The following is a 26417-nucleotide window of genomic DNA, read 5'->3' on the forward strand; positions in this document are numbered from 1 at the left end:
GGCCTCGCCCCTTCGAAGGGCCAGGGCGTCCCGCTGCCAACGGTCGCATCTGCCAAGGCCATCCGGACCATGCGCGACACGGGCCGCGACATGATGGACGAGTACAAGGAGACCTCGCGCGGCGGCTTGGCCGTCAACGTCATCGAGTGCCGGGGGATCCGCAGGAGCGCGCGGACGGGCGCCGGGCCGTCCGGGACCCATGCGGGATCCGCAGGAGGTCCGTGCCCGTACGAGGGGGTTCTCCGGTGGTGACCAGCGCACCGGCCTGCGGCGTCACCGCCGGAGGGAGCGAAGGTAGGCGTCGCGGTCGAGGCCGCCGGGCACGAGCACGCTGAGGCGGTAGGCGGTGGGATGCGCACCGCGCCCGCACAGGACGTCGACGCGCAGGTCCTCCTCGCGGAGGCCGACCGGTTTCCCCCTCCCGCGCCGGTGGTAGGCGCGCCAGTCCGCCTCGTCGGTGGTCTCGAAGAGCACCTCCCAGCGGCTCCGAGCCTCCCGTACCGTCCTGGCCTCGGCACGGCGCGCCTCGCGTTCGCGTCTGCGTCCTCGCCCCGGCATGCGCCCATCCTAGAACGGCTTTCCCGTGCTGCCCTGGGCGGGAAAGACCGGCCCCGGCGGGCCGCCTGGCCCGCCGGGGCGCGGGGAGAGCACGGGGACCGCTCCCGGTCGGGAGCGGTCCCCGCGTGTGTCAGGCGTCGGTCCCGGTGGGCGCGGGCGCCTCGGCCGCGGCCACCCGGGCCGGGTCGGGGGCCCTGGTGACCAGGCTGGCCACGACGAGCGCGACCAGGGCGGCGGGCAGGGCGACGATGACCGCGTTGAGTCCGCCCGGGGTCCCGGCGACCTGCCAGCCGATGGTGGTGGCCGCGCCGACCACCAGCGCCGCGACGGCGCCCGCGGTGGTCGCGCGCTTCCAGAACAGCACCGACAGGACCACCGGGGTGATCGCGGCGCCGTAGACCGTGTAGGAGTACATCTGCAGCTCCAGCACGGTCGGGAAGAACAGGCTCAGCGCCAGGCCCGCGAGCGCGATGCCCAGGACCGACAAGCGCTGGACCACGAGCTTGCGGCGCTCGTCCGCGCTGTCACCGGAGAAGCGGGCGTACAGGTCGTAGGCGACGTTGGAGGCGCAGGAGAGCATGTACGAGGATCCGGTCGTGATGACGAAGGCGACCGCCCCGGCGAGGATCAGACCGCCCAGCACCACCGGGAGGTAGCCCTCGGAGGCCAGGCTGAGCACCGCCATGTCGCCGTTGATGCCGGGCATGAGGATGGCGGCGCAGGTGGCGAGCAGCACGACGGGCACGAAGACGAAGAAGCTGCCCACGAACATGCCCAGGGTGGAGGCGCGCGCCTCGCGCTCGTCCTTGGCCGCGGCCAGGCGCTGGTACATGTTCTGGTCGGCGAGCAGGAGCAGGAAGAGCGGGAGGAAGTAGCCGAGGAGCTGCAGGGCGGTGAGCCCGCCGCTGAAGGTGGTCGCCTGCTCGGGCAGGCCGTCCCAGTAGGCGCCGGGGCCGCCGATCGCGGCGAACACCAGCGGCACCGACACGAACAGGCTGAGCAGGATGAGGATGGCCGAGACGAAGTCGGTGTAGGCGACCGAGAACAGGCCTCCGGTGGCGGTCAGCAGCGTCACGAGGACCGCGATGAGCACGGTGCCCTGGGTGGCGGACAGCGGCGTGACCAGGCTGACGACGTACCCGCCGCCGACGAACTGCGAGGCGGTCAGCCCCAGGAAGGCGATGGTGGTGACCACCGCGGCGACGGTGCGCACCCCGATGCCGAAGCGCACCTCCAGCAGTTCGGGGATGGTGTGCCGGGACGCCCGGCGGATCCGGCGGGCAGCCAGGAGCAGGACCAGGATGCCCAGCGGCGTCCCCGCGAAGAAGATCATTCCGGCCGTCGGGCCGTAGGTGTAGGCGAAGTTGGCGCCGCCGATGATGGTGCCCGAGCCGACCCAGGTGACCAGCATGGTGGCGATCATGACCGGGCGGGGGAGGCTGCGTCCGGCGAACAGGAAGTCGTCACCGCCGCGCAGCCTGCCCGAGCGCACGAAGTAGAGGGCGATCCCGATCATGGCCAGGATGTACACGGCGAGGATCACGAGATGGGTCGTCTGCATGGGCCACCTTCGCGGCGAGGTTCGGTTCGGGGGACGTGCACGGGAGGGACCGCCAGCGGAGGCGGCCCGACCGGGCCATGTAAGCAGGCACACCGCGTGAAGTGCAACACTTATTGCATTGAACGTGACCCTGATCACGTCACAGTGGTGTCACCGCGTCGTCCCAGGTCGTTCGCCCCGGCGTCGCTCAGAAGAGCTCCGTGCTCTCCCAGAGCCGCTCCGTGTCGCGCACGGCGGCCAGCACCGCGTCCCCTCCGAGGCGGGCCAACTCGGCCAGCACCGCGTGGACGACCGCCATGACCGGGGTGAGCGAGGGGAACATGCCCACGCCCTCGCTGGGCACCAGCAGCACGTGCGCAGCCCCCTCCGCCAGCGGGGAGTCCCTGCGGTCGGTGATCACCGCGACCGGCACCGACCGCTCACGGGCCACCCGCGCCGCCGAGCGCAGCGCTACCGGGAGCCGCCACAGGTCGCACGCCAGCAGCAGGTCGCCGGAGCCCATCCGTGCCAGCGCGCTGACAAGGCCGGTGCCGCCAAGCTCCAGGCGCTCCACGTCGTAGCCCATGATCCCCGCGGCGTGCGCGAGCTGCACGCCCGGCGCCGCGAAGGTGCCCGAGCCCACCACCCTCGTCCGGCGGGCGCCGTGCACAGCGCCCGCCAGGGCGCGCACCCGGGCGGGGTCCAGGGTCCGCTCCAGGTCGCGCAGCCCCTCGCGGTCGGCGCGGAAGGCCTCGCGCACGGGGTCGGCGTCGGCCCCGGCGTGCTCGGCCAGGACCTCTCCGGCGCTGAGCGAGGCCAGGTAGCGCGAGCGCAGCTCGACGCGCAGGGCGGGCCAGCCGGTGAACCCCAGGGCCTGCGCGGCCCGTACGACCGTGGCGACGTTGACCCCCGCCCGCTCGGCGAGCTCGGCCGTGCTCGCGTAGGAGGCGAACCTCGGCTCGTCCCGCAGCACCCTGACCACGCGCTCGGCCGCGCGCCCCAGGCGTCCGCCGCCGAGCGCGGCCTCGATCCAGTCCGCCATCACCCCTCCGTCCCGGCGCCCCGGACCGCGCCGCACCCCCAAGCGATACCACCCCCGGGGTGGCCCCCTCCCCGTGGTGCAACATATATTGCAACAACGCGAACCCCGACGGAGGTATCCATGACCCGCCAGTCAGAACCGCACATCCTCTTCACGGGCGCCGGGCTGCTCGACCCCGAGGCGGGCACGAGGACCCCCGGCTCCTGGCTCCTGGTGCGGGACGGCCTCGTCGCGGGCAGCGGCCAGGGGGCGCCGCCCGAGGCGGGGTCGCGGGTGCCGACCGTGGACCTGGCGGGGGCCACCCTCATGCCCGGCCTGATCGACGCCCACGTGCACCCGACCGCCTTCAGCGCCGACCTCGGCGCCGCGATGGACCATTCGCCCGCCTACGTCGCCAGCTACGCGGGCCGGTCCCTGGGCGACATGCTCAGGCGCGGCTTCACCACCGTCCGCGACGTCGCCGGGGGCGACTGGGGACTGGCCAGGGCGGTCGAGGAGGGGCTCGTCGACGGCCCCCGTCTCATGTTCGGCGGCAAGGCGCTGTCGCAGACGGGCGGCCACGGCGACTTCCGCGCGCCCGGCCGCCAGGGCAACGACACCCACGCCTGCTGCCCCGGCGCGGGCATCGTGTGCGACGGGCCCGTGGAGTTCCGCCGCGCGGCCCGCGAGCAGCTGCGCACCGGAGCCCACCACCTCAAGATCATGCTCTCGGGCGGCGTGGCCTCCCCCACCGACCGCATCGACTCCACCCAGTCCTCCGAGGACGAGATCCGGGCCGTGGTGGAGGAGGCCGAGGCGGCCAACCGCTACGTGACCGGCCACGCCTACACCGCCCGCGCCGTCAACCGCGGGCTCCGCCTCGGCGTGCGCTGCATCGAGCACGGCAACCTCATCGACGAGAGCAGCATCGAGCTGTTCCTGGAGCACGACGCCTACCTGGTGCCCACCCTGGTCACGTACCAGGAGCTCTCCCGGCAGGGGGCCGCCAACGGGCTGCCCGCGGCCAGCCAGGCCAAGGTGGACACCGTGCTCGACCGGGGGCTGGACGCCCTGCGCATGGCCCACGAGGCCGGGGTGAACCTGGTCTTCGGCAGCGACCTGCTCGGCGGCATGCAGGACCGCCAGAGCCAGGAGTTCGCCATCCGCGGCCGGGTCCAGCCCGCCGCGGACGTGCTGCGCGCCGCCACCGTCAACGCCGCACGGCTGCTGGGGCTGGAGGGGGTCGTCGGCACCCTGCGCGACGGGGCGCGGGCCGACCTCGTCGTGGTCGACGGCGACCCGCTCGCCGACATCGGGGTCCTGGCCTCGCCGGAGACGAGCGTGCGCACCGTGCTGCGCGACGGCCGGATCCGCCACGAGCGCGACGCCGTGCGCTGACGCGGCGGCCGGGCGCGGGGCCCGCGCCCGGCCGCCGCTCAGGAGATGGCGGCGGTCGCGTCCATGTACAGGAACTCCCACAGGTGGCCGTCGGGGTCGGCGAAGGAGCGCGAGTACATGCCGGTGTGCTCGGTGGTCCTGGCGTGGGACGCCCCGGCCACGGCGGCGGCCTCCGCGATCCGGTCCACGTCCTCGCGGCTGTCGGCGCTCAGGCAGGTGATCACCTCCGCGCCCGCGGAGGTGTCGGCCGTCCCCGAGGGCGTGAACTCGGCGAAGAAGGGTTCGGACAGGAACAGGACGCGCGACTGGTCGCTGACGACCATGCACAGCGCCCTGTCGTCGGAGAAGGCCTCGTCGTAGCCGAAGCCCAGCGCGCTGAAGAACTCCCGGGTGGCGTCGACGCTCTTGACGGGCAGGTTCACGAAGGTCATTCGAGTCATGTGGCGAAGCTAACAGCGGGCACCGACGATCAGCGGCAACGGCTCAGGCCAGGCTGCGCCGCGGGTTCTTGGCCGGTGCCGTCATCGACATCCGCACGACGGCCGGGACCTGCTCCAGGTCCAGCGCCCGGCGCAGGTTCGCCAGCGCCTCCGAGCTCACCCGCCGCCACACCCCGGCCACGTCGGCGTCGTCGTCCAGGGTCAGCGCCAGGCGCAGGTGCGGCGCCTCGGCGGACTCGGTCAGCCGCGCGCGGGCGCGGCGCACGCCCGGGTAGTCGGCGACCTCCTGCTCCAGGGCACCGCGGGCCACGTTCTCCGGCATCTCCACCCGCCCCTGCTCCCCGCGCTCCAGGACCAGGCGCCCCACCGTGTCGTTGAGCCCCTGGGACATCAGCCAGCGCAGGGCCAGGAAACCGGCGACGAAGGCCACCGCGACCGCCGCGTAGGGCACCCACTGCTGGTCGAGCGCCTCCCGGGCCCCGGGGCCGAGCAGGACGCTGTCGGCCGCTCCCCCGCCGAACAGGCCGCGCCCCGCGGCCAGCGACGCCAGCCCGGCGACGAGCAGCACCGCCCCCACGACCGCCAGCCCCCACCGGTTCCCCCGCGCCGACCTGCGCGACCTGTCACCAGCCATGATCAACCCTCCGCGTACCGCACGTGGGTGGCGATCCGCATGCTGCGCAGCGGTGCCAGCTCCTCCAACCGCCGCTCAACGGCCGCGGTCACCTCGGCGGGCAGCCCCGCCGACCCGCGCATCCCGGTGCGCGCGTGCACCCGGATCCTGTTGCCGCGCACCGTCACGTGCACGCCTTCGACGCCGCTGACGCCCTCGGCAGCGGCGGCCACCGCCCGGCGCAGCGCGGGCCGGGTCAGCCCCACCACCAGGGCGGGGTCGTCGGTGCGCAGGGCCGTCCAGCGGCCCCGCCCGGGGGCCAGGGCGGCCACGATCAGGGCCAGCCCGATCAGCGCCAGGACCGCCGAGGCGATCTGCACCGACGGCATCGACCAGGTCGTGGTCGCCGCGTAACCGCCGGCCGCGCCGACCGGGATCAGCCCCAGCGGGCTCCCCGCCAGGGCCGAGATCACCTCGGCGGCGGCCAGGACGGCCACGAGGAGGATCACGAGGCCCGTGATCACAGCGGGCCAGGACCGCCGCGGACGGAACGTGTGGACAGCCACCCGCCTGGCCCGGCGGTCGACGCCCTGGTCGGGGCGTCCGAGCACCTCTTCCACGGTGGTCATGTCAGCGCACCAACTCCGCGATCTCGATGTCGATGTGGTGGACCCGCTTTCCGGTGATCCGCTCGATCCGCAGCCCGACGTGCCCGCGCACCCGTGCGGCGACCTCGCGCACAGAGTGCGGGTAGCGGACGCCGACCCGCAGCCTGAGCAGCACGACCTCGCCGCTCACCCGGGCCCGCGCCGTGCGCGAGCGGGCGGGGAGGGCTCCGGGGACCTCGCGGACCGCGCGCGCGGCCGCCTTCTCGACCACACCGGGTTCGATGACGGTGCGACCGCCGGGGTCGCGGTCTGCCCCGCTCCGCTCCCGGGCGACCTCGTCGCCCGGGCGTTCCCGCTGTCGGGGAACCGTACTGGTCCGCACTCCGGCCACGTCCGCTCCCTCACTTCTCAGGCGGAGCGCCGCGAGAACATCGCGGTGAGGTCGATCTCGCCCTCCATCGCCCGACCGGCGACGAACCCCGCGATCCCCAGGATCAGGACCAGCGCGAAGGCCGTGAAACCGCCGAACGCGGCGGCCAGCCCCAGTACCGTCCCGTAGGACAGTCCGACGATGGGCCACATGGCTTCCCCCTCTTGTCCAGCACCCGATGCTGCCTGTTCAACCACCCGTACGGGCGCCGTCCCGCAGTCCCGCGACCACGTCCTCCACGGACACGTGGACGGTGCGGCCCCCGGCGGCCGGGGTCAGGCCGCGGCGCAGCTCGGCGGCGATCTCCGGCAGGGGCCGCCCGAACCGGACCACGACGCCGACCTCGACGCTGTCGGCGCGTACCGCCACCCCCAGGACCCGTCCCCCGGGGACGGGCGTGGTCAGCGTGCCGAACCCCCCCGAGGACAGTTCCACCACGTCCGGGAAGCGCTCGGCCTCCCGCGCCAGGCGCCGGGCGACCTCGCCCGGGTCCGCGTCGGCGGCCGCCATCACTGGACCCGGGGCGCGGACTCGCCGTCGTCCTCGCCGCGGTCGTCGTCGGGCAGGTGGATGTCGTCCACCCGGATGTTGATCTCGGTGACCTCCAGACCGGTCATGCGCTCCACCGCCGAGGTGACGTTGCGGCGCACGGCGGCGGCCAGGTCCTGGATGGCGGCGCCGTACTCGACGACCAGGTCGATGTCGACGGCGGCCTGGCGCTCGCCCACCTCGACGGAGACGCCCCGCGCGACCGAGCCGCTGTCGCCGCCCCGGGTCACGACGTCCCTGACCGCGCCGACCGCCCGCGCGGTCCCGCCCCCCATGGCGTGGACGCCGCCGATCTCACGCGCGGCCATACCGGCGATCTTGGCGACCACGCCGTCCGCGATCTGGGTGCGCCCGCCCTCCTCACGGGAGGAGTCCCCCCGGTTCGTCCGGCCCGACTCACGGGCTCCCGGCACCTTGGTCTCGGTCCTCATGTCCGTCACTGGGTCCCCCTACGCAGTGTGCGGGCCGCACGGGCGGTCGCGGCGCCGAAGGCGCCCCTCGGACCGCTCTCCGCGCCTTCCCGGCGGATGTGCCCTCCCAGAGGGCCGGACCGAAACCCGGGCCCGTGTCATGGCCGGAAGGATGTCGAACTGATCACACCATATACACACACACTGTATCCGACAAAGCACTGTGAGTAATTTTTCTTGGTCGGAACGGGCAACGTGCGTCCCAACTCCGACCCAAAACAGCGTCGAGGATCCGGTCGGGCCAGGAAAACGCACGGGGGCGCCCGCAGGCGCCCCCGTGCACGGACCCACTCCGCCGCCGCGCGGCGGGCGTCCGGATCAGCCGAAGATGACGGTCTTGTCCCCGTTGAGCAGCACGCGGCGCTGCGCGTGCCAGTTGACCGCGCGCGCCAGCGCCACCGACTCCAGGTCCCGGCCGATCGCCGTGAGCTGCTCCGGGCTGTGCGTGTGGTCCACCCGGGACACCTCCTGCTCGATGATCGGGCCCTCGTCGAGATCGGCTGTGACGTAGTGGGCGGTCGCGCCGATCAGCTTCACGCCGCGCGCGTGGGCCTGGTGGTAGGGCCGGGCTCCCTTGAAGCTGGGCAGGAAGGAGTGGTGGATGTTGATGATCCTGCCGGACATCTTGGCGCACAGCTGCTCGGAGAGCACCTGCATGTAGCGCGCCAGGACCACCAGGTCCACGTCGTAGGAGTCGACCAGCTCCAGCAGGCGTGCCTCCTGTTCCTTCTTGCTCCCGGCCGTGACCGGCAGGTGGTGGAAGTCAACGCCGTAGGAGTCGGCGAGGAACTCCAGGTCGGGGTGGTTGGAGACCACCGCGGCGATGTCGGCGTCCAGCAGGCCGCTGCGCTGGCGGTAGAGCAGGTCGTTGAGGCAGTGGCCGAACTTGGACACCATCACGATCATGCGCGGGCGCACGTCGCGGCGGTTGAGGGTCCACTCCACGAACGCGTCGCCGTTCCCGCCGCCGAAGTCCCCCGCCAGCGCCGCGAAGGCGCCGCGCAGGACGTCCTCCCCGGCCACGCCGTCGCCGCCCCGCTCGGCCACGAACTGCATCCGCAGGAAGAATCGTCCCGTGTAGTGGTCGCCGTACTGCTGACTCTCGGTGATGTTGCAACCGTGGTCGGACAGCAGGTTGGCCACAGCTGCGACGATGCCCCGGCTGTCGGGGCACGAAAGGGTCAGGACGTACTCACGCTCACTCATGGAAAGAACCACTCCCGGGGTCGGACGGCTGATCAGCCGTGACACCCCAGGGTATCGCCCCCGAAACACCGGGGGCCGGTTATCGCGAAGCCGCCCGCGGGCCACCCGCCGCGGGGTACCGCGTCCCCTTTCCCGCCGAGAATATGAAAGACATTCATGTTCTGGCATGCTCAGGACATGACAAGTCTGCGCGAAACGTACGAGTCCGCCACACGCGGGCTCGAAGCCCCCTTCGCCCTCGTCGACCTCGCCGCCCTGCGCGCCAACGCGGCCGACCTGACCCGCCGCGCCCACGGCAGGCCCATCCGGATCGCCAGCAAGTCCGTGCGCAGCCGCGAACTGCTGCGTACCGTCCTCGCCCTGCCCGGCTACGCGGGAATCATGGCCTTCACCCTGCCCGAGGCCCTCTGGCTGGCCACCGGCGACCGCCCCCTCAGCGACGACGTCCTCGTCGCCTACCCCACCGTCGACCGCCAGGCCCTGGCCAGGCTCGTGCGCGACCCCCGCGCCGCCCGCGCCATCACCCTGATGGTGGACGACACCGCGCACCTGGACCTGATCGGCGCGGCCGTCGCCGAGGCCGCCGACTCCCGCGGCCCCGACGCCCCGCCGGTCCGGGTGTGCCTGGACGTGGACACCAGCTGGCAGCCCGTGGGACCGCGCCTGCGCGTGGGCACCTACCGCTCCCCCGTGCGCACCCCGGCCCAGGCCGCCGCGTTCGCCCGCGCGGTCGCGGCCCGCCCCGAACTGGAGCTGGACGGGATCATGGCCTACGAAGGGCAGATCGCCGGGGTGGGCGACGCCCCGCCCGGCAGGCCGCTCTACGGCCGCCTCCTGCGCGCCGTCCAGCGCCGCTCGGCCGTGGAGCTGGCCAAGCGCCGCGCCGCCATCGTGTACGCCGTCCGGGAGGTCGCCGACCTGCGCTTCGTCAACGGCGGCGGCACCGGCAGCCTGCACACCACCGGCCGGGAGAGGGCCGTGACCGAGCTGGCGGCGGGCTCGGGGCTCTACCACCCGCACCTGTTCGACCACTACCGCTCCTTCGGCGGGCGCCCCGCCGCCCTGTTCGCGCTCCCCGTCGTGCGCCGACCCGGGCCGGGCGTGGCCACCGCCCTCGGCGGCGGCTACCCCGCCTCGGGCCCCGTGAACGCCCACCGCGCCCCGCTCCCCCACCTGCCCGCCGGTCTCTCCTACAGCGTCAACGAGGGCGCGGGCGAGGTGCAGACGCCCCTGCTCGGCGCCGCGGCCGACGGCCTGTCCGTCGGCGACCGGGTGTGGATGCGCCACGCCAAGGCGGGAGAGCTGTGCGAGCGCTTCGACACCCTGCACCTGGTGGACTCCGACACCGGGGAGTACGCGGGCGCCGTGCCCACCTACCGGGGCGAGGGCCAGACCTTCCTGTAGGCGGCGCCGCCCGGGGCCCGCGGCCGCGCGCGGGCCCGTAGCGGGCACCGCCTCGAACGCCCCCGCGACGCACACGGAGGGGCCCGCTGACGCGGGCCCCTCCGAACGCGCGCCGGTCCGGCGCTACTTCCTCCTGCGGTGCACCGCCCAGGCCACCACGCCCACGGCGACGACCGCGCCGACGCCGACCGCGAGCAGCAGCGCCTCCGGGGGGAGCTGACCGCGCGACTGGTAGGTGGTGACGACGTGGCCGTCGCCCTTGACGACGATGCTGCCCTCCTCGGGCTCCACCGGGTGGCTCTCCACGCGCACCGCGCCGCCCCCGACCACCAGGGCGCGCGCCTCGTCCACGATCCGGGCGCCGCGTTCGCGGACCCTCTCCATCTGCTTGCGGGCGATGTTGGCGGGCCGGGCCTGCACGCTCAACTCGTCCAGGGTCTCGGCGAGCTGGCGCTGTTCGCGGTTGATCTCGGCGACGACGTCCGCCGGGGTCAGGCGCGGTTCGGTGTCACGTCCCGTCATGGGTGCCTCTCTCCACTAGCGCAGGGTCGTCTGAGAACCCGTGTCCGAGCCGGTGTCCCGGCTCCCTTCCTCCGCGCCGTCGGACGGACCGGAGAATCTCAGCGCGCTGTCGATTCCGTCGACCACGCGGAAGAAGTCCCGCGTGGACAACCACAGTTTATAGATGATGGCGATCTCGAACGCGAGGAGCAAAACACCCGCCACGGCGGTGATCCACCCGATAAGGGACGGCGCACCGAACACGGCGGCCGCCAGCGGCGCGATCACGAACACCGACATCTGGAACTCGATGCCGCCCACCAGGTGGGTTCTGACCCGTCTGGCGTTGAGGGCCGACCAGAACCGCTGGTACCACGGGAAGCGGTTGCGGAACTCCTGGTGCAGGTCCACCTTGGGCAGCGTGAGGTCGGGCTGCTTGCCCGCCGAGCGCTGGTTGCGGGCCTCGCGCTCGTTCTGGCTGTGCAGTATCTGCTCCAGCACGGCGATGCCGTGGCGCAGCACCGCCTGCTCGCCGCCGTCGCTCATCGTCCGCCCGCCCGCGCCGGTGGCCGAGCCGGTGTCGTCCTCCTCCGGCTCCAGCATCGACAGGGTGGCGCGGGCCCTCTCCAGGGCGGCGGCCAGGTGCGAGCGCATCTCCCTGCGGACCTTGTACACCTGGAGCGCGTTGAGGTAGCGCAGCATGTCCAGGAACACCACGACCAGGGCCAGCCACACGAACCACACCGGCCCGTCGCCCTCGGCGTTCTCGGCGACGACGTACTGCCCGCCCATCAGGGCGACCACGCACACCAGCACCCGGAACCGGTCGGAGACGTAGTCCATCCACGACCCGAACAGCGACTCCGAGCCGGTGAGCCGGGCCAGCTTGCCGTCCGCGCAGTCCATCAGGAAGGACAGCAGGTACAGCAGCGCGCCCAGCGCCAGGAAGTGGCGGTAGCCCAGCGAGAAGCAGACGGCCGCGCCGAGCCCCAGGAAGAGCGCGACCACCGTCAGCTGGTTGGGTGTGATCGAGGTGCGGTTGGCCACCAGGCGCACGAGCCGGACCGCGATGGGGTCCACGAGGTAGACCGTCCACCAGGAGTCGCGCTCCTTGAGGGTCCGGGCCCTGACCTCGTCGAGTGTGAATCCAGGCATCGTCGCCAATACTCTCCAAGCGAAGCGGGTGTGTTCCGGCCCGCCGGGCGCCGCCGACGCGGCGTCCCCGGTGCGCGGCGGACGTCGCCGGGGCCGAACGACAGGACGAGTGCGGTCAACAATAGGTGATCGCGCCGCTGGTCACTCCGGATGCGGGCGAACCGAACCGGAATCGCAACCGAACACCGTCCCCCCAGCCTGGCACAGCCCGCGAAGCGGCGACTCCCGGGGCACCGGAAGGCGGGGGTGGTTAGGGTGAGGGCGAGAGTCGGCGGGGCGGCGCCCCGCCCGCGAACCCAAGGGGGACACCACGTGAGCGACCCGATCCGTCTGGAGCCCGGCGACCAGGCGCCCGACTTCACCCTCGACGACGCCGACGGCAAGCCCGTCACCCTGAGCGAGGTGCTGGCCTCCACCGGCAAGCGCGTCGTCCTGTACTTCTACCCGGCGGCCATGACCCCCGGGTGCACCACGCAGGCATGCGACTTCCGCGACAACCTGCGCGACTTCGACTCCGCGGGCCTGACCGTCCTGGGCGTGTCCCCGGACACGAGCGACAAGCTGGCCAAGTTCCGCGACAAGGAGGGGCTGACCTTCCCGCTGCTGGGCGACCCGGACAAGGACACCCTGCGCGCCTACGGCGCCTTCGGGGAGAAGAAGAACTACGGCCGCGTCGTGCAGGGCGTCATCCGCTCCACCGTCGTCGTGGGCACCGACGGGCGGGTGGAGAAGGCCTTCTACAACGTGAAGGCCACCGGCCACGTCGACCGGATCAAGCGGGAACTGGGCCTGTGACACGGGTGCCGGGGGCGGCCCCCGGCCGCGGCGTGCGCACGGGCCCGCCGCGGCCGGGCCCCGCGCCCGGCACCGGTACAGTTGTCCGCGAGGGGCCGTAGTCCAACTGGCAGGAGACGGCAGCTTTAGGTGCTGTACAGTGCGGGTTCGAATCCCGCCGGCCCCACTCGGCTCAGGAGAACTGCGTTCGCGGACCGCACCCGCTCACCGGAACACCTCGCCACCCCCACCGGGGGGACGACCCCCCGAACCCCCGACGGCTCAGGAGAACTGCGTTCGCGGACCGCACCCGCTCACCGGAACACCTCGCCACCCCCACCGGGGGGACGACCCCCCGAACCCCCCGACGGCTCAGGAGAACTGCGTTCGCGGACCGCACCCGCTCACCGGAACACCTCGCCACCCCCACCGGGGGGACGACCCCCCGAACCCCCCGACAGCGGTCCCGGCCGATCGGCCGACGGCCCACGAAGGTCCCCGCCGAGGCGGCGCTAACGTCCGAGCAGCGCCCAGAGCATGACCGCGAGCAGCACCAGGACGCCGAGGGAGACCGCGGCGATGGTGGCCACGGCGGGCAGTCGGCTGCGCTCGGCGTGCTTGCCGGAACTGGTCAGCCCCAGCGTGTCCGTCGACTCGCGGATCGAGGTCATGATCGAGTTCATCGCCTCGGGGCTGTTGCGCAGCCGCTCGTTGATGGACTCCGCCAGCACGTGCGCGCCCGCCTTGAAGTGCTCTCGGGCCGACTCGCGCTCCTCGCCCTCGGGACGGGGCTCGGCGGGCGTGGCGGTGCCCTGCGCGGCCGTCTCCGGGCTCGTCTCGGGCGCCCACGGCGCCAGAGCCGCGATCCGCAACATCTTGGTGGCGTTCTCGGCGGTCAGCCGCTCCGAGGGCTCCACCCGGAGCAGACCGGCCAGCACCGGCGCCAGCGGGCCCGCGCTGGCGGCCTCGGCGGGCTCGTCCAACTGCTCCTGGCGCAGGATCTTGATGTAGCCCTTGCGGTCGTAGGGAGGGTGCCCCTCCACCGCCGCGTACAGGGTGGCGCCCAGGGACCACAGGTCGGACTCGGGTCCCACCGGGCCCGCCTTGGCCCGCTCCGGCGGGATGTAGGCCGGAGAGCCGATGATGCGCCCGGACGCGCTCAGCGCCGACTCGCCGTTCCAGGCGGCCAGCCCGAAGTCGGTGAGCACGACCCGCCCGGCCTGGCTGATCATCACGTTGTCGGGCTTGACGTCGCGGTGCACGATGCCCTCGGCGTGCGCGACCTTGAGCGCGTCGATGAGCTGGAGGCCGATCTCGGCCACGCGCTGGTAGGGCAGCGGGCCGCCCACCTGGATGAGCTCCTCCAGGGTGGAGGCCTCCACCAGCTCCATGACGATCCAGGGGCGGTCGTCCTCGTCCACGACGTCCAGGACGGTGACCAGGCTGGGGTGGGTGAGGCGTCCGGCGACGCGGGCCTCGCGGGTGGTGCGCTGCAGGAGCGACTCGCGCTCGGAGCGGCTCAGGTCCGCGGGCAGGCGCAGCTCCTTGACGGCCACCTCGCGGTCGATGACCAGGTCTGTGGCACGCCAGACCGTGCCGACACCGCCCCGGGCGATCTCCGACACCAACTGGTAGCGCCCCTTGAGCAGGCGCCCCTCGGGACGGGGCTCGGCCGTGTCGGCCGTCTCCGCCCGCGCGGAGGAGCGCGACGCCTCAGGGCGCTGCGTGTGGGGGTTCTCTAGGGAGGACACGGTTATCCACGGGTCCATTCACCGGCCATGGTGGCCTCCTGCGGGAGCATTGCGGTCGCTGTCACCACGTAGGTGCACGGATCACTCGTTATACCAGCAGGACGCCGGATCCATGCTGGTGGTTGCCACATCACGGACACATAGGTTCGCTTTCGTTATGTCCGACGACGACCCGAGCATGCAGTGACGTAGGTCTCACTCCGAGGCTTCCGTGACTGTTGGCGGGGATGGCGCGGGTGCGCGGGCCGACCGTCCGCGCACCCGTCGGCCTCAGGTCCAGAGCGAGTCCGGGGTGCGCACCTCGACCGGGCCGACCCCGGTGTCGGCGAGCGGCTGGCGCAGGCGCTCGGCGTCGCCGACGACCACCACGACCGACTCCTCGGGGCGCAGGTACTCGGTGGCGGCGCTGTCCAGGGACTCCTTGGTGAGCTTCTCGTAACCGGCCCGGACGCGGTCGACGTGGTCCTCGGGCAGGTCGTGCACCACCATGTCGACCAGGGCCCCGGCCATGGCGCGCGCCGTGGCGTAGGTGACCGGCAGGCCGACCGTGTTGGAGTCGCGCACGGCGGACAGCTCCTCCTCGGTGACCCCCGACTCGCGCAGCTTGGCGACCTGCTCCAGCGAGGAGGTGACCGAGTGGGCGGTGGTGTCCGCCTCGACCTGGGCGGACATGAAGAACACTCCGCTGTCGCGGCGCAGGTCGAAGCGGGACCCGGCGCCGTAGGTGTAGCCCAGGCGCTCGCGCAGCTCCAGGTTGAGCCGGGAGGTGAACATGCCGCCCAGGACCTCGCTGACGCCCTCGGCACGCGGCAGGTCCACCTGCGAGCGGGAGGGGGCGCGGTGCGCGATGACCAGGGCGGACTGCACGGAGCCGGGCCGGTCCACGATCAGGACGCGGGGCAGTTCCCCGGGCGGCGGGGCGGGCTCGGTCGGCTCGGGCGCGCGCACGGCCGCGGCGTCGCCGAACACGGTCTTGCCCAGGTCCTCCAGGTCGATACCGGTGAGGTCGCCGACGACCACGAGGGTCCCGGCCACCGAGGCGACGGAGTCGGCGTGGAAGGCCGCCACGGTCTCGGGGGTGACGTCGGCCAGCTTGACCGGGCCGCCCGCGAGCGGCGTGGCGTAGCGGCCGGTGAACAGCTGCCCGCCCAGGCTGCGCATGGCCAGGGTGCCGGCCGAGGCCGCCTCCAGCCAGAACCGCTCCAGCAGCTGGTCCCGGCGGCGGACGACGTCGTCGGGGTTGAGCGCGGGGCGGCGCACGGCGTCGGCGAACAGGCGCACCGCCTCGGGCAGGCGGCCCGCGGGGGCGTCCAGGCCGGTGATGAAGGCGTCCCAGTTGACGCGGGAGACCCACTCGGCGCCGTGGCGCTCCAGGGCGGGCGCCAGGGAGCTGTTGCCTCCGGGGCCGTCCTCCAGGACCTCACTGGTCAGAGCGCTGACGCCCATGGCGTCGAGCGGCTCGGCGGCACCGCCGTGCGGGTGCACGAGGCGGAGGGAGACGAGCTGTTGGCCGGGTACGTCGACGGCGACGACCGTGCCGCCGCCGACGGTGAGGCGGCGGGGCTTGGGAAAGGTGTAGGACGCTACGGCACCGAGGTCCGGGCGTGTCTGCGGCATGCTCTGCGGCTCTTTCTGCGGCTTGCGGTAACGGAACCCGGATCAGGCGTCGACGGTGTCGGCCCCGGCCGCCTCGGCGGCCTCGGACTCCTCGGGGTCGAAGCGGACGACGAGCAGGTTGTCGTCGACCAGCACGCGCTCGGCGGCGGCCCGCACCTCCTCGGCGGTGATGTCGTCCCAGCGCCGGGGCCAGGTGTAGGCCAGCTCGGGGTCGTCGAAAAGCTGGGTGCAGCTGCTGATGCTGTCGGCGAGCCCGGAGGGGCTGGAGATGGACTGGAGGTGGTCGCGCTCCAGGACTGCGCGGGCCCGGTCCAGCTCCTCCTCGGTGATCCCGGCGGCCAGCTTGGCGATCTCCTCGCGCATGGCCTCCTCCAGCACGTCGCCGCTGACGCCCTCGCGGGAGAGCATGTTCACCAGCATCAGGCTGTCGGTGTAGCGGAACGGCAGAATGTCTGCGGCGCCGCCGCCGTCGTCGGCGGCGATGGGGCGGTCCACCACCAGGGAGCGGTACAGGCGGCTGCCCTGGCCCTGGCCCAGGACGGCCGAGGCCAGGTGCATGACGTCGAACCCGCGCTCGCCGTAGGGGGCGACGCGGAAGCCGAGGAACACTCCGGCGGCGGGCACGGTCTCGGTGACCGCGTCGCGGACCGGGCCGCCCAGCGGGGCCCGCAGGGCCGCGTCGGGCGCCTCGGGGAGGCTCTCGCGGGCCGGGATGGGACCGAAGAACTTCTCCACGCGGCCGCGGACGTCCTCGGGGTCGAGGTCGCTGACCACGGTGAGCACGCAGTTGTCCGGGCCGTAGTGGGCCTTGTGGAACGACTTGACGTAGTCGAGGTCGGCGGCGTCCAGGTCGGCCATGGAGCCGATGGTCGGGTGGTGGTACGGGTGGCCCTCGGGGTAGGCCAGGCGCAGGATGCGCTCCAGGGCGGTGCCGTAGGGCTGGTTGTCGTAGCGCTGGCGGCGCTCGTTCTTGACGACGTCGCGCTGGTTGTCCAGGACCTCCTGGGTCATGCCCTCGCGCAGGGTCGCCAGCCGGTCGGCCTCCAGCCACAGGATCCGGTCCAGGGCGTGTTCGGGGACCGTCTCGTAGTAGTTGGTGCGGTCGGTCGAGGTGGAGGCGTTGATGTCGCCGCCGAGCCGCTCGACCTCCTCGAAGTGCTCGCCCTTGGCGACGCCGCCGCTGCCCTGGAACATCAGGTGCTCGAAGAGGTGCGCGAACCCCGTGCGCCCGGGGACCTCGTGCCGGGACCCCACGCCGTACCACAGGTTCACGGAGGCGACCTGGCCCGTGGAGGCCGCAGCGGTCACCAGACGCAATCCGTTGTCGAGCGTGTACTGAACGACACGTCCCGCCGCTCCGATGGTGGTCACCAGTGCTGCCCCCGATTCACGTCGCCTGCGACCGCGCCGCCCGCGCGGGCGGCCGTCGTCGTAACGAGTACGACCCTACGGCCTCATCGGACCGCGGGGACACCCGTTCGGGTAATCCGTCGAACCGAAACCGCGGCGGTCAGTTCCCGGCGGTCAGCTCTGGTAGTCGGTGGTGTCCATGGACAGGGCGATCTCGTCGTACACGGCGGAGTACTGGGAGTCGGCCGACCACACGTAGAGCAGGACGTCGCTGACCGGCAGGAACCACATGCGCACCTCGAAGGTGTCGCCGTTGACGCACGCCACGTTCCACACCGAGTGGTGCGAGGTGAGGCCGTCGGCGTGGTCGGTGAAGCCGGAGACCGCGAGCTCGGCCCCCTCCACGCCGATGCCCCCGGAGGCGGCGGTGTTGAGGCTGCGGCAGCTGCCGGTGTCGGCCGCCCAGCCGCCCTCCTTGCTGAACGCCTCGTCCTCGCCCGGCCAGCCCTGGGGGTGCTTCTCGACCGCGTGCGGGGTCAGCTGAACGGAGCCGTAACCGCAGGACTCCTGTCCGGGCGGGCTCACGCAGAGCACACCGCCCTCGTTCTGGGTCTGCCAGCCCTCGGGGACCTGAAGGGACACGCCCTCGATGCTCTCGGTGGCGAACTCCTCCGGCGCCGGGGGCTCCGCCGCGGGCAGGGGCCCGCTCTCACCGAGCTGCAGTTCGGCCTCGCTCCCTCCGGAGCAGGCCGACAGGAGCAGCAGCGCCGCGGCAGCCGCGACCGTTCCCGTGCCGACGCGTGCGGCGCGCGCCCGCCGCCGTCGCCCGTGGATGCCCGCCATGCCGTCGTCCCTCTCGTGGATTCCGTGCTCGAACCACCGTTGACCTTAGCGCGCCCGGCGACCGCATCGCCCGATTCCGCACGTTCCGGACGGTGTTCCGCACCCCGGAGCACTACGCTGGGCCCATGGTGGACCTCGCGAAGATCATGAAGACCCGACAGGGCCCCCGGGGGCCGCTGGTGCTGGAGCTGGACCTGACGGAGGGGGTCGCCGACCAGGCCCCCGGGGACCCGTTCAGCCAGATCATGAACCGGCGCAGGCAGCAGTACCTGGACGTCCTGGAGGGGATCCGCCGCGGCGCGCGCGACCCGCGGGTGGCGGCTCTCCTGGTCCGGGTGGACGCCCGGTCCCTGGGATTCGCCAAGGTCCAGGAGCTGCGCGACACCGTCGCCGACTTCCGCGCGGCGGGCAAGCCCGCGGTGGCCTGGGCCGACTCCTTCGGCGAGACCGGCGAGGGGAACCTGCCCTACTACCTGGCCTGCGCGTTCTCGCGCGTGGTCATGGCGCCCACCGGCGTGCTCGGCCTGACCGGCCTGATGATGCGCACGACCTTCGTCAAGGGCGCCCTGGACAAGCTGGACGTGTCCTACGAGGTGGGCGCGCGCCACGAGTACAAGAACGCGATGAACAGCGTCACCGAGACCGGTTACACCGCCGCCCAGCGCGAGGCCAGCGACCGGATCGTCACCTCTCTCGGCGACCAGGTCGTCGAGGCCGTCTCCCGGGCCCGGGGGCTGCCCGAGGAGGAGGTGCGCGCGCTCGTCTCCAAGGGCCCGTTCCTGGCCCGCGAGGCGGTCGAGCACAAGCTGGTCGACGGACTCGCCCACCGGGACGAGGTGTACGCGCGGCTGTTCGGGGAGCTGGGCGGCGAACCGCGGCTGCAGTTCGTCACCCGTTACCACCGCAGGCACACCGCGCCCCAGCAGCTTTCCCGCAGCACCGGGGGCCACATCGCGCTGGTCTCGGCCACCGGGACGATCAGCCTGGGCAGGACCCGGCGCTCGCCCCTGGGCGGCGGCACCGTCATGGGCTCGGACACCGTGGCGGCGGCCTTCCGCGCCGCGCGCAAGGACCCCCAGGTCAAGGCGGTCGTGTTCCGGGTGGACAGCCGAGGAGGCTCCCCCACCGCCTCCGACGCGATCCGGCGCGAGAGCGAGCTGACCAGCAAGGCGGGCATCCCCGTGGTGGCCGTGATGGGCGACGTCGCGGCCTCCGGCGGCTACTACGTGACCCTGGGCTCCGACGCGGTCGTCGCGCAGCCGGGCACGCTGACCGGCTCCATCGGCGTGATCACCGGCAAACCGGTCCTGGGTGCGCTGAAGGAGCAGTACGGCGTGACCAGCGACTCCGTGCGCACCGGCGAGCACGCGGGCATGTTCGACACCGACCGGCCCTTCACCGAGTCCGAGTGGGAGCGGGTCAACGCCCTCCTGGACGAGATCTACGAGGACTTCACCGGCAAGGTCGCCGCCGCGCGCGAGATGACCCGCGAGCAGGTGCACGAGGTGGCCCGGGGCCGGGTGTGGACCGGCCGCGACGCCCACGAGCGCGGTCTGGTGGACGAACTGGGCGGTCTGGAGACCGCCGTTCGGCTGGCCCGCGAGAAGGCCGGCGCGGGGCGGCTCCCGCTGCGGCCCTTCCCCCGCGCGCACCCGCTCGACCGGATCCGCCAGCACGAGTCCAGCGAGGACGTGGGGGCCTCGGGCCCGCAGACCGTGGTCAGCGCCTGGGGTCCCCTGGAGCACGTGGCCGTGGCGATGGGGCTGCCGGTCGGCGGCCCTCTGATGATGCCGGGCCTGTGGGAGATCCGTTGACGTACCTGGACGCGATGGCCCTGCTGCCCGTGGGCGTCACGGTGGTGACCGTCGCCGACGGCCGCGACGACGTGGGGGCCACCGTCAGCGCCTTCGGGTCGGTCTCGGCCGACCCGCCCGTGGTGTCGGTCAGCGTGGACGCCAGCGGCTACATGGCCGAGGTGATCGAGGAGGTCGGCGCCTTCGCCGTCAACGTGCTGGGGGGCGGCCAGCGGGCCGTGGCCGGGCGGTTCTCCGCCGAGGGCCGTCCCAGCGCGCGCCTGCTGGTGACGGACCAGCCCCACCACCGGGGCGAGCGCACCCGCGCGATCGTGCTGGACGAGGCCCTGGCCGCGCTGGAGTGCTCCGTGCGCCAGCGGGTGCTGGTCGGCGACCACGTGGTCTTCTTCGCCGACGTCACCAACCTGCCGGGGGTCCGCGGCGAGGGCGCGGCCCTGGCCCGCCGTTCCGGCCGGTACCGGCTGGTGGAGTAGGCGGGCAACGCGTCAGGCGGACCGGTGCGGTGGACGTCGGGGCCGCGGCCCCGGGGTGCGGGCGCGCGCGGGCGGCCCGCCCCGCGGGGCCGAGGCGCGCGGAACCCGCCGCCTCGGCCCCGGCTCTCCGGCGACCGGCGGGAGAGCCGACCGCCGGACACCGACCGTTCAGGCCAGCCCCTCCTGCTCCAGCCACTCCTGGGCGACGTCGGCGGCGTTCTCGTTGCCGATGACCACCCGCTCGTTGAGCTGGGTGAGGGCCTCGGTGGTCAGGGCGGCGGAGACGGCGTTCAGCGCGCCCCGGGCGGTCTCGTCCACCTGCTCGCTGTTGACCAGCGGGGTGACGTTCTGCGCGCCGAACAGGTTCTCCGGGTCCTCCAGGATCACGAAGTCGTTCGCGGTGATCTGCGGGTCGGTGGTGAACAGGTTGGCCGCCTGGATGTCACCGTCCAGGAGCGCCTGGGTCAGCAGCGCCACCTCCAGGGACCGGAACTCGCCGAACTCCACCCCGTAGACGTCGGCCAGGCCCACCACGCCCTGCTGGCGGGTCTCGAACTCCGGCGGGCCGCCCAGGGTCAGCTCCCCCGCGACCCCGGCCAGGTCCTCAAGGCTGGCCAGGCCGTGCTCCTCGGCGACCTCGCCCGTGACGGTGACCGAGTCCTTGTTCTCAGCGCTGGAGGAGTCCAGGATCTCCAGGCCCTCGGGCAGCGCCTCGGTGACCCCCTGGTTGGTCTCCTCGCTGCTGCCGGTGGGCGCGTTCTCGTCGAGGTAGGCCAGGATCGCGCCGTTGTACTCGGGGAACACCGACAGGTTGCCGGACTCGATCTGCGAGTAGTAGACCTCGCGGCTGCCGATGCCGAGCTGGTATTCGACCTCCACGCCCTCGGCCTCCATGGCCCGGCCGTAGATCTCGGCGAGCAGGGTGGACTCGGGGAAGTCGGCGGAGCCGATGACGACCGCGCCGCCGGAGCCGCCGCCGGACTCACCACCGCCCTCCTCCGCGTAGGGGTCGCTGGCGCCGCACCCGGTCAGGAGCAGCGCGGCCAGGGGCAGGGCGATTCTCTTGTACATGGAACCTTCTCTCTGGGGTGGCCTGGCCCTGTGACCCGGCCCGGTTCTGTGGTGTGGCCCGGCTCCGCGGCGCGGCCCGGCCCTGAGGAGTGTTCCGCGGAGGCCTTCGGATCAGCGAGCGGCCGTCCGGGCGGCCCCTCGCGAGACGGTTCGCGCGGGTCGGCCCGGCGGGCCCTCCGAGCGAAACCGGCGCGGCGGGAGGCGGCCCGGCGCCCGCGGAAGCACTGGAGCCGGAGGCCCTCCGTTGAGGGCGACGGACGGGACCGAAACGCTCCAAGGAACACGACCTAGGCCTGCGGCGCGGCCTGGCGCAGACCGGGGGCGACCAGGAGCCGCCGCAGTCCGGCGAACACGAGCGTGGTCAGTACCGCGAGCAGCACCACCAGCACCGATCCGCCGAGCATCATCGTCAGGTCCTGGCGTGCCTGGCCGTCCACGATGTAGCGGCCCAGGCCGCCGACCCCCACGTAGGCGGCGATGGTCGCGGTCGCGACCACCTGGACGGCGGCGGTGCGCATGCCGATGAGGATGAGCGGCGTGGCCACGGGCAGTTCGAGGCGCAGCAGCACCTGGTGGCCGCGCATGCCCATCCCGACGGCGGCGTCCCTGAGCCGGGGCTCCACACCGCGCACGCCCTCGTGGGTGTTGACCAGGATCGGGGGCACGGCCAGCGCCACCAGCGCGCACAGCACGGGCACGATCCCGATCCCGGCGGCCAGCACGATGAGGAAAAGGACGCCGATGGTGGGCAGGGCGCGGGCGAAGTTGGCGAGGCTGGTGGTCAGGAAACCGCCCACACCGGTGTGCCCGGTGAGCAGCCCCAGGGGAACCGCGACGGCGGCGGACAGCAGCAGTCCGAGCAGCGAGTAGTAGACGTGTTCGCCCAGACGCGCGGGGATGCCCGCGGCGCCGGTCCACTGGGCGGGGTCGGCGAACCACGCGACCAGGTCGTTGAGGATGTCCATGGTTACCTCTCCCCCGCCGTGTCACCGGTGCCCGCGTCCGCTGGCGACCGTCCCCCGCCGGGGTCGCGGCCCGCGGGTCCGCCGCCGGGTCCGCCGCGGCGGCCTCCGCCGCGACCGCCCGGCGCCTGCGGCGCGGTACGGCGCCGTCGCGGCGCGACCAGGGGGTGAGCAGGCGCTGGGCGAGCACCAGCACCGCGTCGGTGACGAACGCCAGGACCACGGTGAGCACGATGCCGACCACGATGGGCGCGTCGAACTGGCGCCGGAAGCCCTCGCTGAGGATGAGCCGGCCGAGACCGCCCAGGCCCACGAGGGAGGCGACGCTGACCATGCTGATGGTGGCCACCGAGGCCACCCGCAGCCCGGCGATGACCACCGGCACGGCCACCGGCATCTCCACGTACAGCAGGCGCCGCAGCGGGCCGAAGCCCATGGCGACTGCGGCCTGGCGCACGTGGTCGGGGACCTGGCGCAGCCCGTCCACCACGTTGGGCAGCAGGATCACCAGGGTGTACAGGGCCAGCGGCACGATGGCCGTCCAGTCGCTGAACCCTGTGTAGGGCAGCATGAGGAAGAACAGGGCGATGGAGGGCACCGAGTAGAGCACGTTCACACCCGTCAGCACCGGCGGGTACAGGCGCTTCCAGCGCGCGCACGCCAGCCCCAGGGGCAGGGCGACCGCCAGTCCGATGAGGATGGACAGGTAGGACAGCCGCATGTGCTCGGTCAGGCGGGGCAGGACGCCCCGGTCCGGGTCGCCGGGATGGCTCCAGTTCGCGACGCCCCAGTCCACGACGCGCACGGCCCAGTCCCACGCTGCGGCGAGCGCTCCTGTGCCGGACGGTCCGGCCGCGGACCCGGCGCCCCAGACCCCGGCGACGGCCTCGGCGATCACTCGGTCACCGACCACAGAGCGGCGCCCAGGTCGTCCTGCGAGACCACGCCGACCACCCGGCCGTCGGCGTCGACGCCGACCGCGCGGCCCGCGGGCGAGAGCACCGCCGCGTCCAGGGCGGCGCGCAGGGAGTCGGTGCCCACGGCGAAGGTGTGGCCGAAGGGCGCGAGTTCGAGCGCGCCCAGGGCGGTGTCGGCGGGCGCGTCGGCCAGTTGCCGCGCGCTGGCCCAGCCCAGGGGCATCCGGTCGCCGGTGACGACCAGGGCCCAGGGCTCGTCCCCGAGCGAGGCGGCCGCGGCGCCCGCGCGCACGCTCTCCTCCAGGACGGCGTCCTGGCGCGGGGAGAGCCTGTCGGCCGGGAAGAAGGACAGGCGCCGCACGCCCCGGTCGTAGCCGATGAAGGACTCCACGAAGGCGTCCTCGGGCGCGGCCAGCAGGTTCTGGGGGGTGTCGTACTGGGCGAGCCTCCCGCCGGGGCGGAAGACGGCGATACGGTCACCGAGCCGGACGGCCTCGTCGATGTCGTGGGTCACGAAGACGATGGTCTTGTGCAGCTCCTTCTGCAGACGCAGGAGCTCGTCCTGGAGGCTGGCGCGCACGACGGGGTCCACGGCGCTGAAGGGTTCGTCCATCAGCAGGATGGGCGGGTCGGCCGCCAGTGCGCGGGCCACGCCGACGCGCTGCTGCTGGCCCCCGGAGAGCTGGTGGGGGTAGCGCCGTGCCTGGGCGGGCTCCAGACCGACCAGTTCCATGAGCTCCGCGGCGCGCGCCCTGGCCTTGGCCCGGCCCCAGCCGAGCAGCAGGGGCACGGTGGCGATGTTGTCGCGCACGGTGCGGTGCGGGAAGAGCCCGGCCTGCTGGATGACGTAGCCGATGGAGCGGCGCAGCGCCGCGGGGTCGCGCTGGCGCACGTCCTCGCCGTCGATGCGGACGGTGCCCCCCGTCGGTTCGACCATGCGGTTGATCATCCGCAGCGACGTGGTCTTGCCGCTTCCGGAGGGACCCACGAAGACCGTGGTCTGGCCGGTCTCGACGGTCAGGTCCAGCTGGTCGACGGCCACCGTGCCGTCGGGATAGAGCTTGGCGGCGCCCTCGAACGCGATCATCGGCGGTGTCGTCTCCATTCGGGGAACCGGAGGGTCCGGAAGGTGAGGTGTGGCGAGGGGCAGGCCGTTCGCACGTTACCCCCGGGCGCGCTGGTCAAACCGTGGGGTGGAGGCCGTGACCGTACCGGAACCGAAGACGGCGGGCACGCCGAGGGGCCGGATCCCACGACCCGGCCCCTCGGCGTGCCGCCTCAGCCCTGACGGCCGATCCAGTCGGCGAGCTGGTGGAGGTCGTCCAGGACGGCGTCGGCGCGGGCCGCCTCCTGCGCGGCGGCGTGGCGGTAGCCGTAGATGCCCCGGCGCAGCAGGACGGTGCGCATCCCGGCGGCGCGGGCGGGGAGGACGTCGTTGTCGACGCGGTCGCCGACGTAGACGATCTCGCCGGGTTCGGTGCCGGGGCTGGTGGCCCGGACCAGGGACAGGACTCGGTCGAAGAACGCGGGTTCGGGCTTCTTGACGCCCCAGTCGTCGGAGATCCCGATGCCGTCCACGCCCAGGTCCATGGCGGTCAGGGCGGGTCCGGCCTCGGGCGGCTGGTTGCCCGCGATGACCAGGGAGATCCCGGACGCGCGCATGGCAGCGAAGGCGGGGCGCACGTCGGGGTACAGGTCGGCCTCGCCGAAGTGTTCGCGTTCGCCGTCAGGGTCCTCGGCGCGCCAGCGCGCGCTCTCGGCCGCGAGGTCGAACCCGGGCACGAGCAGGCGGAAGCCGTCGGTGAGGGTGCCGCCGGAGGCGAGCACGCCGCCGATGGTCCCGAAGAAGGCCATGTGCGGGATGCCGAAGCGGTCGGCCCAGCGCGCGAAGATCCGGGTCTCGTCGACGAGTGTCTCGCCGACGTCGAAGACCGCAGTACGAATTGCCACGGTCAGGGAGTGTACAAGCCGCCGACGACGGTCCCCGGACGGGGGAAGGGGCGGCGGCCCGGGAGCGGACCCGGCCCGGACCGCGCGGGCGGCGCGCTCCCGGCCGCTCGGCGCGCCCTCGGCGCCCGGCCGGGCGGACCGGCTCCCGGGGGGCGGGACCGGGCGGACCCCGCTGCGCCTTCAGCTGGGCGGGCGCAGCACCGCGAAGGCGTCGGTGATCTGGAGGCCGCGCTCGCGGAACCGGAAGAGCGCGGCGGGCCGGCCCCCGGAGCGGCCCGAGGGAACCGAGCGGCCGGTCTCCTCGATCTGGCCCCGACGCAGCAGGACGCGGCGCAGGTTGGTGGCGGCCACGTCGTGGCCCAGCGCTGCCCGGTAGTAGCCGGACAGCTCCGACATCGTGAACTCCGGCGGGGCGAGGGCGAACCCGACGTTGGTGTAGCTGAGCTTGGCGCGCAGCCGCTGGCGTCCGGAGCGGACGATGGAGGCGTGGTCGAAGGCCATGGTCGGCAGGTCGGCGGCCGGGTGCCAGCCGGTGTCACCGGGCACGACCGGGTCCACGTCGGCGGGGACCAGCCCCACGTAGGCGGTGGCCAGGGTGCGGCGCCGGGGGACGCGGTCGGGGTCGCTGCGGGTCTCCAACTGCTCCAGGTGTGACAGATCCCTCACGTCGACCTTCTGGGCGAGCTGGCGCCGGATGGAGGCACCCAGGTTCTCCCCCCGGCCGAGCCTGCCGCCGGGCAGCGCCCAGGCGCCCTCGCAGGGCGGCAGGGCCCTGCGCCACAGCAGGACGCACAGTTCACCGGCGCGGATCTGGAGCACGACCGCGAGCGCCTCGTGCACCGACAGCTCCGCGTGGTCGGACGCGGAGCAGACGGACGCCGCGACCTGTCCGTTTTCCTGAGGGATGTCCACCCTGTCCCTTCCATTACCCGTCATGTTAAGCTTCACCAGGTTTGTGCCTGACAGACAAAAACCTGTCCTCGCCCGCACCGACCCTCCACG

At 73.3% G+C, this 26417-nt stretch carries 27 protein-coding genes, 1 tRNA gene and 1 pseudogene; 6 read left to right on the forward strand and 23 right to left on the reverse strand.

All coding sequences use genetic code 11. The features are described 5' to 3' along the window. Positions 1 to 273: 273 nt before the first annotated feature. The 3 genes from KGD83_RS23690 to KGD83_RS23700 all read right to left on the reverse strand — a co-directional run bounded on the left by KGD83_RS23690 (position 274) and on the right by KGD83_RS23700 (position 3140). Positions 274 to 558 (reverse strand): hypothetical protein, encoded by a 285-nt coding sequence (locus tag KGD83_RS23690; RefSeq protein ID WP_212641238.1) that lies wholly within the window; start codon positions 556 to 558, stop codon positions 274 to 276. Between the two features lie 130 nt (positions 559 to 688). After that, the gene (locus KGD83_RS23695) at positions 689 to 2119 is read right to left on the reverse strand and encodes a sodium:solute symporter family protein (protein WP_212641239.1); all 1431 of its coding nucleotides are present in this window, start codon (positions 2117 to 2119) and stop codon (positions 689 to 691) included. Between the two features lie 187 nt (positions 2120 to 2306). Continuing rightward, a complete protein-coding gene (locus tag KGD83_RS23700) occupies positions 2307 to 3140 on the reverse strand; it encodes a MurR/RpiR family transcriptional regulator (RefSeq protein WP_212641240.1) in 834 nt (277 codons plus the stop codon). A gap of 120 nt (positions 3141 to 3260) precedes the next feature. Between KGD83_RS23700 and KGD83_RS23705 the strand changes: the two genes are divergently transcribed. Continuing rightward, positions 3261 to 4517 carry a metal-dependent hydrolase family protein gene (locus KGD83_RS23705; protein WP_212641241.1) on the forward strand — a complete coding sequence of 419 codons (1257 nt, stop codon included), beginning with the start codon at positions 3261 to 3263 and terminating at the stop codon, positions 4515 to 4517. A 38-nt stretch (positions 4518 to 4555) separates the two neighbouring features. Here KGD83_RS23705 and KGD83_RS23710 read toward each other — a convergent pair whose 3' ends face one another. The 8 genes from KGD83_RS23710 to purU all read right to left on the reverse strand — a co-directional run bounded on the left by KGD83_RS23710 (position 4556) and on the right by purU (position 8833). Next, positions 4556 to 4957: a VOC family protein gene (locus KGD83_RS23710; protein WP_249352013.1), complete on the reverse strand. Its 402-nt coding sequence runs from the start codon at positions 4955 to 4957 to the stop codon at positions 4556 to 4558. A gap of 43 nt (positions 4958 to 5000) precedes the next feature. Next, positions 5001 to 5591 (reverse strand): Asp23/Gls24 family envelope stress response protein, encoded by a 591-nt coding sequence (locus KGD83_RS23715; protein WP_212641242.1) that lies wholly within the window; start codon positions 5589 to 5591, stop codon positions 5001 to 5003. A gap of 2 nt (positions 5592 to 5593) precedes the next feature. Then, on the reverse strand, positions 5594 to 6199 hold the full coding sequence (locus tag KGD83_RS23720) for a DUF6286 domain-containing protein (protein WP_212641243.1): 606 nt from the start codon (positions 6197 to 6199) through the stop codon (positions 5594 to 5596). A gap of 1 nt (position 6200) precedes the next feature. Then, a complete protein-coding gene (locus tag KGD83_RS23725; RefSeq protein ID WP_212641244.1) occupies positions 6201 to 6569 on the reverse strand; it encodes an Asp23/Gls24 family envelope stress response protein in 369 nt (122 codons plus the stop codon). A gap of 17 nt (positions 6570 to 6586) precedes the next feature. Then, positions 6587 to 6760, reverse strand: a complete 174-nt coding sequence (locus KGD83_RS23730) for a hypothetical protein (RefSeq protein WP_212641245.1) — start codon at positions 6758 to 6760, stop codon at positions 6587 to 6589. Between the two features lie 37 nt (positions 6761 to 6797). After that, positions 6798 to 7118 carry a hypothetical protein gene (locus KGD83_RS23735; protein ID WP_212641246.1) on the reverse strand — a complete coding sequence of 107 codons (321 nt, stop codon included), beginning with the start codon at positions 7116 to 7118 and terminating at the stop codon, positions 6798 to 6800. Continuing rightward, positions 7118 to 7588, reverse strand: a complete 471-nt coding sequence (locus tag KGD83_RS23740) for an Asp23/Gls24 family envelope stress response protein (RefSeq protein ID WP_212641247.1) — start codon at positions 7586 to 7588, stop codon at positions 7118 to 7120. The genes KGD83_RS23735 and KGD83_RS23740 overlap by 1 nt, the downstream gene beginning before the upstream one ends. Positions 7589 to 7945: 357 nt before the next feature. Continuing rightward, the gene (purU, locus tag KGD83_RS23745) at positions 7946 to 8833 is read right to left on the reverse strand and encodes a formyltetrahydrofolate deformylase (protein ID WP_212641248.1); all 888 of its coding nucleotides are present in this window, start codon (positions 8831 to 8833) and stop codon (positions 7946 to 7948) included. Positions 8834 to 9010: 177 nt separating this feature from the next. Here purU and KGD83_RS23750 point away from each other — a divergent pair, with 177 nt between their 5' ends. Beyond that, the gene (locus tag KGD83_RS23750) at positions 9011 to 10237 is read left to right on the forward strand and encodes an amino acid deaminase/aldolase (protein WP_212641249.1); all 1227 of its coding nucleotides are present in this window, start codon (positions 9011 to 9013) and stop codon (positions 10235 to 10237) included. Positions 10238 to 10360: 123 nt separating this feature from the next. Here KGD83_RS23750 and KGD83_RS23755 read toward each other — a convergent pair whose 3' ends face one another. Continuing rightward, the gene (locus KGD83_RS23755; RefSeq protein WP_013151464.1) at positions 10361 to 10759 is read right to left on the reverse strand and encodes a DUF3618 domain-containing protein; all 399 of its coding nucleotides are present in this window, start codon (positions 10757 to 10759) and stop codon (positions 10361 to 10363) included. A 15-nt stretch (positions 10760 to 10774) separates the two neighbouring features. Next, positions 10775 to 11893 (reverse strand): CDP-alcohol phosphatidyltransferase family protein, encoded by a 1119-nt coding sequence (locus tag KGD83_RS23760; RefSeq protein WP_212641250.1) that lies wholly within the window; start codon positions 11891 to 11893, stop codon positions 10775 to 10777. A 312-nt stretch (positions 11894 to 12205) separates the two neighbouring features. Between KGD83_RS23760 and bcp the strand changes: the two genes are divergently transcribed. Continuing rightward, the gene (bcp, locus tag KGD83_RS23765; RefSeq protein ID WP_212641251.1) at positions 12206 to 12688 is read left to right on the forward strand and encodes a thioredoxin-dependent thiol peroxidase; all 483 of its coding nucleotides are present in this window, start codon (positions 12206 to 12208) and stop codon (positions 12686 to 12688) included. 91 nt (positions 12689 to 12779) lie between these two features. Continuing rightward, a tRNA-Leu gene (locus KGD83_RS23770) sits at positions 12780 to 12854 on the forward strand. A 325-nt stretch (positions 12855 to 13179) separates the two neighbouring features. On the opposite strand, the gene KGD83_RS23775 is transcribed toward KGD83_RS23770, so the two are convergent. The 4 genes from KGD83_RS23775 to KGD83_RS23790 all read right to left on the reverse strand — a co-directional run bounded on the left by KGD83_RS23775 (position 13180) and on the right by KGD83_RS23790 (position 18228). Continuing rightward, the gene (locus tag KGD83_RS23775; RefSeq protein ID WP_268742336.1) at positions 13180 to 14436 is read right to left on the reverse strand and encodes a serine/threonine-protein kinase; all 1257 of its coding nucleotides are present in this window, start codon (positions 14434 to 14436) and stop codon (positions 13180 to 13182) included. Positions 14437 to 14688: 252 nt separating this feature from the next. After that, positions 14689 to 16035 (reverse strand): M16 family metallopeptidase, encoded by a 1347-nt coding sequence (locus KGD83_RS23780; RefSeq protein WP_212641252.1) that lies wholly within the window; start codon positions 16033 to 16035, stop codon positions 14689 to 14691. 42 nt (positions 16036 to 16077) lie between these two features. Further along, the gene (locus tag KGD83_RS23785; RefSeq protein ID WP_212641253.1) at positions 16078 to 17406 is read right to left on the reverse strand and encodes a M16 family metallopeptidase; all 1329 of its coding nucleotides are present in this window, start codon (positions 17404 to 17406) and stop codon (positions 16078 to 16080) included. A 153-nt stretch (positions 17407 to 17559) separates the two neighbouring features. Then, positions 17560 to 18228 (reverse strand): hypothetical protein, encoded by a 669-nt coding sequence (locus tag KGD83_RS23790; protein WP_212641254.1) that lies wholly within the window; start codon positions 18226 to 18228, stop codon positions 17560 to 17562. A 125-nt stretch (positions 18229 to 18353) separates the two neighbouring features. Here KGD83_RS23790 and sppA point away from each other — a divergent pair, with 125 nt between their 5' ends. Together sppA and KGD83_RS23800 are read left to right on the forward strand one after the other, a co-directional pair. Further along, a complete protein-coding gene (sppA, locus tag KGD83_RS23795) occupies positions 18354 to 20042 on the forward strand; it encodes a signal peptide peptidase SppA (protein ID WP_212641255.1) in 1689 nt (562 codons plus the stop codon). 14 nt (positions 20043 to 20056) lie between these two features. After that, the gene (locus tag KGD83_RS23800; RefSeq protein WP_212644578.1) at positions 20057 to 20515 is read left to right on the forward strand and encodes a flavin reductase family protein; all 459 of its coding nucleotides are present in this window, start codon (positions 20057 to 20059) and stop codon (positions 20513 to 20515) included. 168 nt (positions 20516 to 20683) lie between these two features. Here KGD83_RS23800 and KGD83_RS23805 read toward each other — a convergent pair whose 3' ends face one another. From KGD83_RS23805 to KGD83_RS23830, 6 genes and pseudogenes are all read right to left on the reverse strand, one after another. Beyond that, complete coding sequence (locus KGD83_RS23805; protein WP_212641256.1) at positions 20684 to 21586, reverse strand: ABC transporter substrate-binding protein; 903 nt, start codon at positions 21584 to 21586, stop codon at positions 20684 to 20686. A gap of 287 nt (positions 21587 to 21873) precedes the next feature. Then, positions 21874 to 22551, reverse strand: coding sequence for an ABC transporter permease (locus KGD83_RS23810; protein WP_212641257.1), 678 nt, complete (start codon positions 22549 to 22551; stop codon positions 21874 to 21876). A 235-nt stretch (positions 22552 to 22786) separates the two neighbouring features. Further along, positions 22787 to 23269, reverse strand: a pseudogene (locus KGD83_RS23815) (ABC transporter permease); the annotation flags it as partial. Between the two features lie 173 nt (positions 23270 to 23442). Beyond that, complete coding sequence (locus KGD83_RS23820; RefSeq protein ID WP_212644579.1) at positions 23443 to 24552, reverse strand: ABC transporter ATP-binding protein; 1110 nt, start codon at positions 24550 to 24552, stop codon at positions 23443 to 23445. Between the two features lie 191 nt (positions 24553 to 24743). After that, a complete protein-coding gene (locus KGD83_RS23825; RefSeq protein WP_212641258.1) occupies positions 24744 to 25415 on the reverse strand; it encodes an HAD family hydrolase in 672 nt (223 codons plus the stop codon). A gap of 180 nt (positions 25416 to 25595) precedes the next feature. Beyond that, the gene (locus tag KGD83_RS23830) at positions 25596 to 26327 is read right to left on the reverse strand and encodes an NUDIX hydrolase (RefSeq protein WP_047869876.1); all 732 of its coding nucleotides are present in this window, start codon (positions 26325 to 26327) and stop codon (positions 25596 to 25598) included. Between the last annotated feature and the right edge of the window lie 90 nt (positions 26328 to 26417).

It is taken from the genome of Nocardiopsis akebiae (genome assembly GCF_018316795.1).
In the GTDB taxonomy this organism is placed as follows: domain Bacteria; phylum Actinomycetota; class Actinomycetes; order Streptosporangiales; family Streptosporangiaceae; genus Nocardiopsis; species Nocardiopsis dassonvillei.

What these genes read in the sequence shown, in the direction of transcription:
- KGD83_RS23720 (WP_212641243.1), bottom strand. Translation starts at nt 6,199, where the DNA reads ATGACCACCGTGGAAGAGGTGCTCGGACGCCCCGACCAGGGCGTCGAC.
- KGD83_RS23715 (WP_212641242.1), bottom strand. Translation starts at nt 5,591, where the DNA reads ATGGCTGGTGACAGGTCGCGCAGGTCGGCGCGGGGGAACCGGTGGGGG.
- KGD83_RS23730 (WP_212641245.1), bottom strand. Translation starts at nt 6,760, where the DNA reads ATGTGGCCCATCGTCGGACTGTCCTACGGGACGGTACTGGGGCTGGCC.
- KGD83_RS23735 (WP_212641246.1), bottom strand. Translation starts at nt 7,118, where the DNA reads ATGGCGGCCGCCGACGCGGACCCGGGCGAGGTCGCCCGGCGCCTGGCG.
- KGD83_RS23810 (WP_212641257.1), bottom strand. Translation starts at nt 22,551, where the DNA reads ATGGACATCCTCAACGACCTGGTCGCGTGGTTCGCCGACCCCGCCCAG.
- KGD83_RS23705 (WP_212641241.1), top strand. Translation starts at nt 3,261, where the DNA reads ATGACCCGCCAGTCAGAACCGCACATCCTCTTCACGGGCGCCGGGCTG.
- purU (WP_212641248.1), bottom strand. Translation starts at nt 8,833, where the DNA reads ATGAGTGAGCGTGAGTACGTCCTGACCCTTTCGTGCCCCGACAGCCGG.
- KGD83_RS23760 (WP_212641250.1), bottom strand. Translation starts at nt 11,893, where the DNA reads ATGCCTGGATTCACACTCGACGAGGTCAGGGCCCGGACCCTCAAGGAG.
- KGD83_RS23805 (WP_212641256.1), bottom strand. Translation starts at nt 21,586, where the DNA reads ATGTACAAGAGAATCGCCCTGCCCCTGGCCGCGCTGCTCCTGACCGGG.
- KGD83_RS23820 (WP_212644579.1), bottom strand. Translation starts at nt 24,552, where the DNA reads ATGATCGCGTTCGAGGGCGCCGCCAAGCTCTATCCCGACGGCACGGTG.
- KGD83_RS23790 (WP_212641254.1), bottom strand. Translation starts at nt 18,228, where the DNA reads ATGGCGGGCATCCACGGGCGACGGCGGCGGGCGCGCGCCGCACGCGTC.
- KGD83_RS23740 (WP_212641247.1), bottom strand. Translation starts at nt 7,588, where the DNA reads ATGAGGACCGAGACCAAGGTGCCGGGAGCCCGTGAGTCGGGCCGGACG.
- KGD83_RS23750 (WP_212641249.1), top strand. Translation starts at nt 9,011, where the DNA reads ATGACAAGTCTGCGCGAAACGTACGAGTCCGCCACACGCGGGCTCGAA.
- KGD83_RS23800 (WP_212644578.1), top strand. Translation starts at nt 20,057, where the DNA reads ATGGCCCTGCTGCCCGTGGGCGTCACGGTGGTGACCGTCGCCGACGGC.
- KGD83_RS23690 (WP_212641238.1), bottom strand. Translation starts at nt 558, where the DNA reads ATGCCGGGGCGAGGACGCAGACGCGAACGCGAGGCGCGCCGTGCCGAG.
- KGD83_RS23710 (WP_249352013.1), bottom strand. Translation starts at nt 4,957, where the DNA reads ATGACTCGAATGACCTTCGTGAACCTGCCCGTCAAGAGCGTCGACGCC.
- KGD83_RS23780 (WP_212641252.1), bottom strand. Translation starts at nt 16,035, where the DNA reads ATGCCGCAGACACGCCCGGACCTCGGTGCCGTAGCGTCCTACACCTTT.
- sppA (WP_212641255.1), top strand. Translation starts at nt 18,354, where the DNA reads ATGGTGGACCTCGCGAAGATCATGAAGACCCGACAGGGCCCCCGGGGG.
- KGD83_RS23700 (WP_212641240.1), bottom strand. Translation starts at nt 3,140, where the DNA reads ATGGCGGACTGGATCGAGGCCGCGCTCGGCGGCGGACGCCTGGGGCGC.
- KGD83_RS23695 (WP_212641239.1), bottom strand. Translation starts at nt 2,119, where the DNA reads ATGCAGACGACCCATCTCGTGATCCTCGCCGTGTACATCCTGGCCATG.
- KGD83_RS23755 (WP_013151464.1), bottom strand. Translation starts at nt 10,759, where the DNA reads ATGACGGGACGTGACACCGAACCGCGCCTGACCCCGGCGGACGTCGTC.
- KGD83_RS23775 (WP_268742336.1), bottom strand. Translation starts at nt 14,436, where the DNA reads ATGGACCCGTGGATAACCGTGTCCTCCCTAGAGAACCCCCACACGCAG.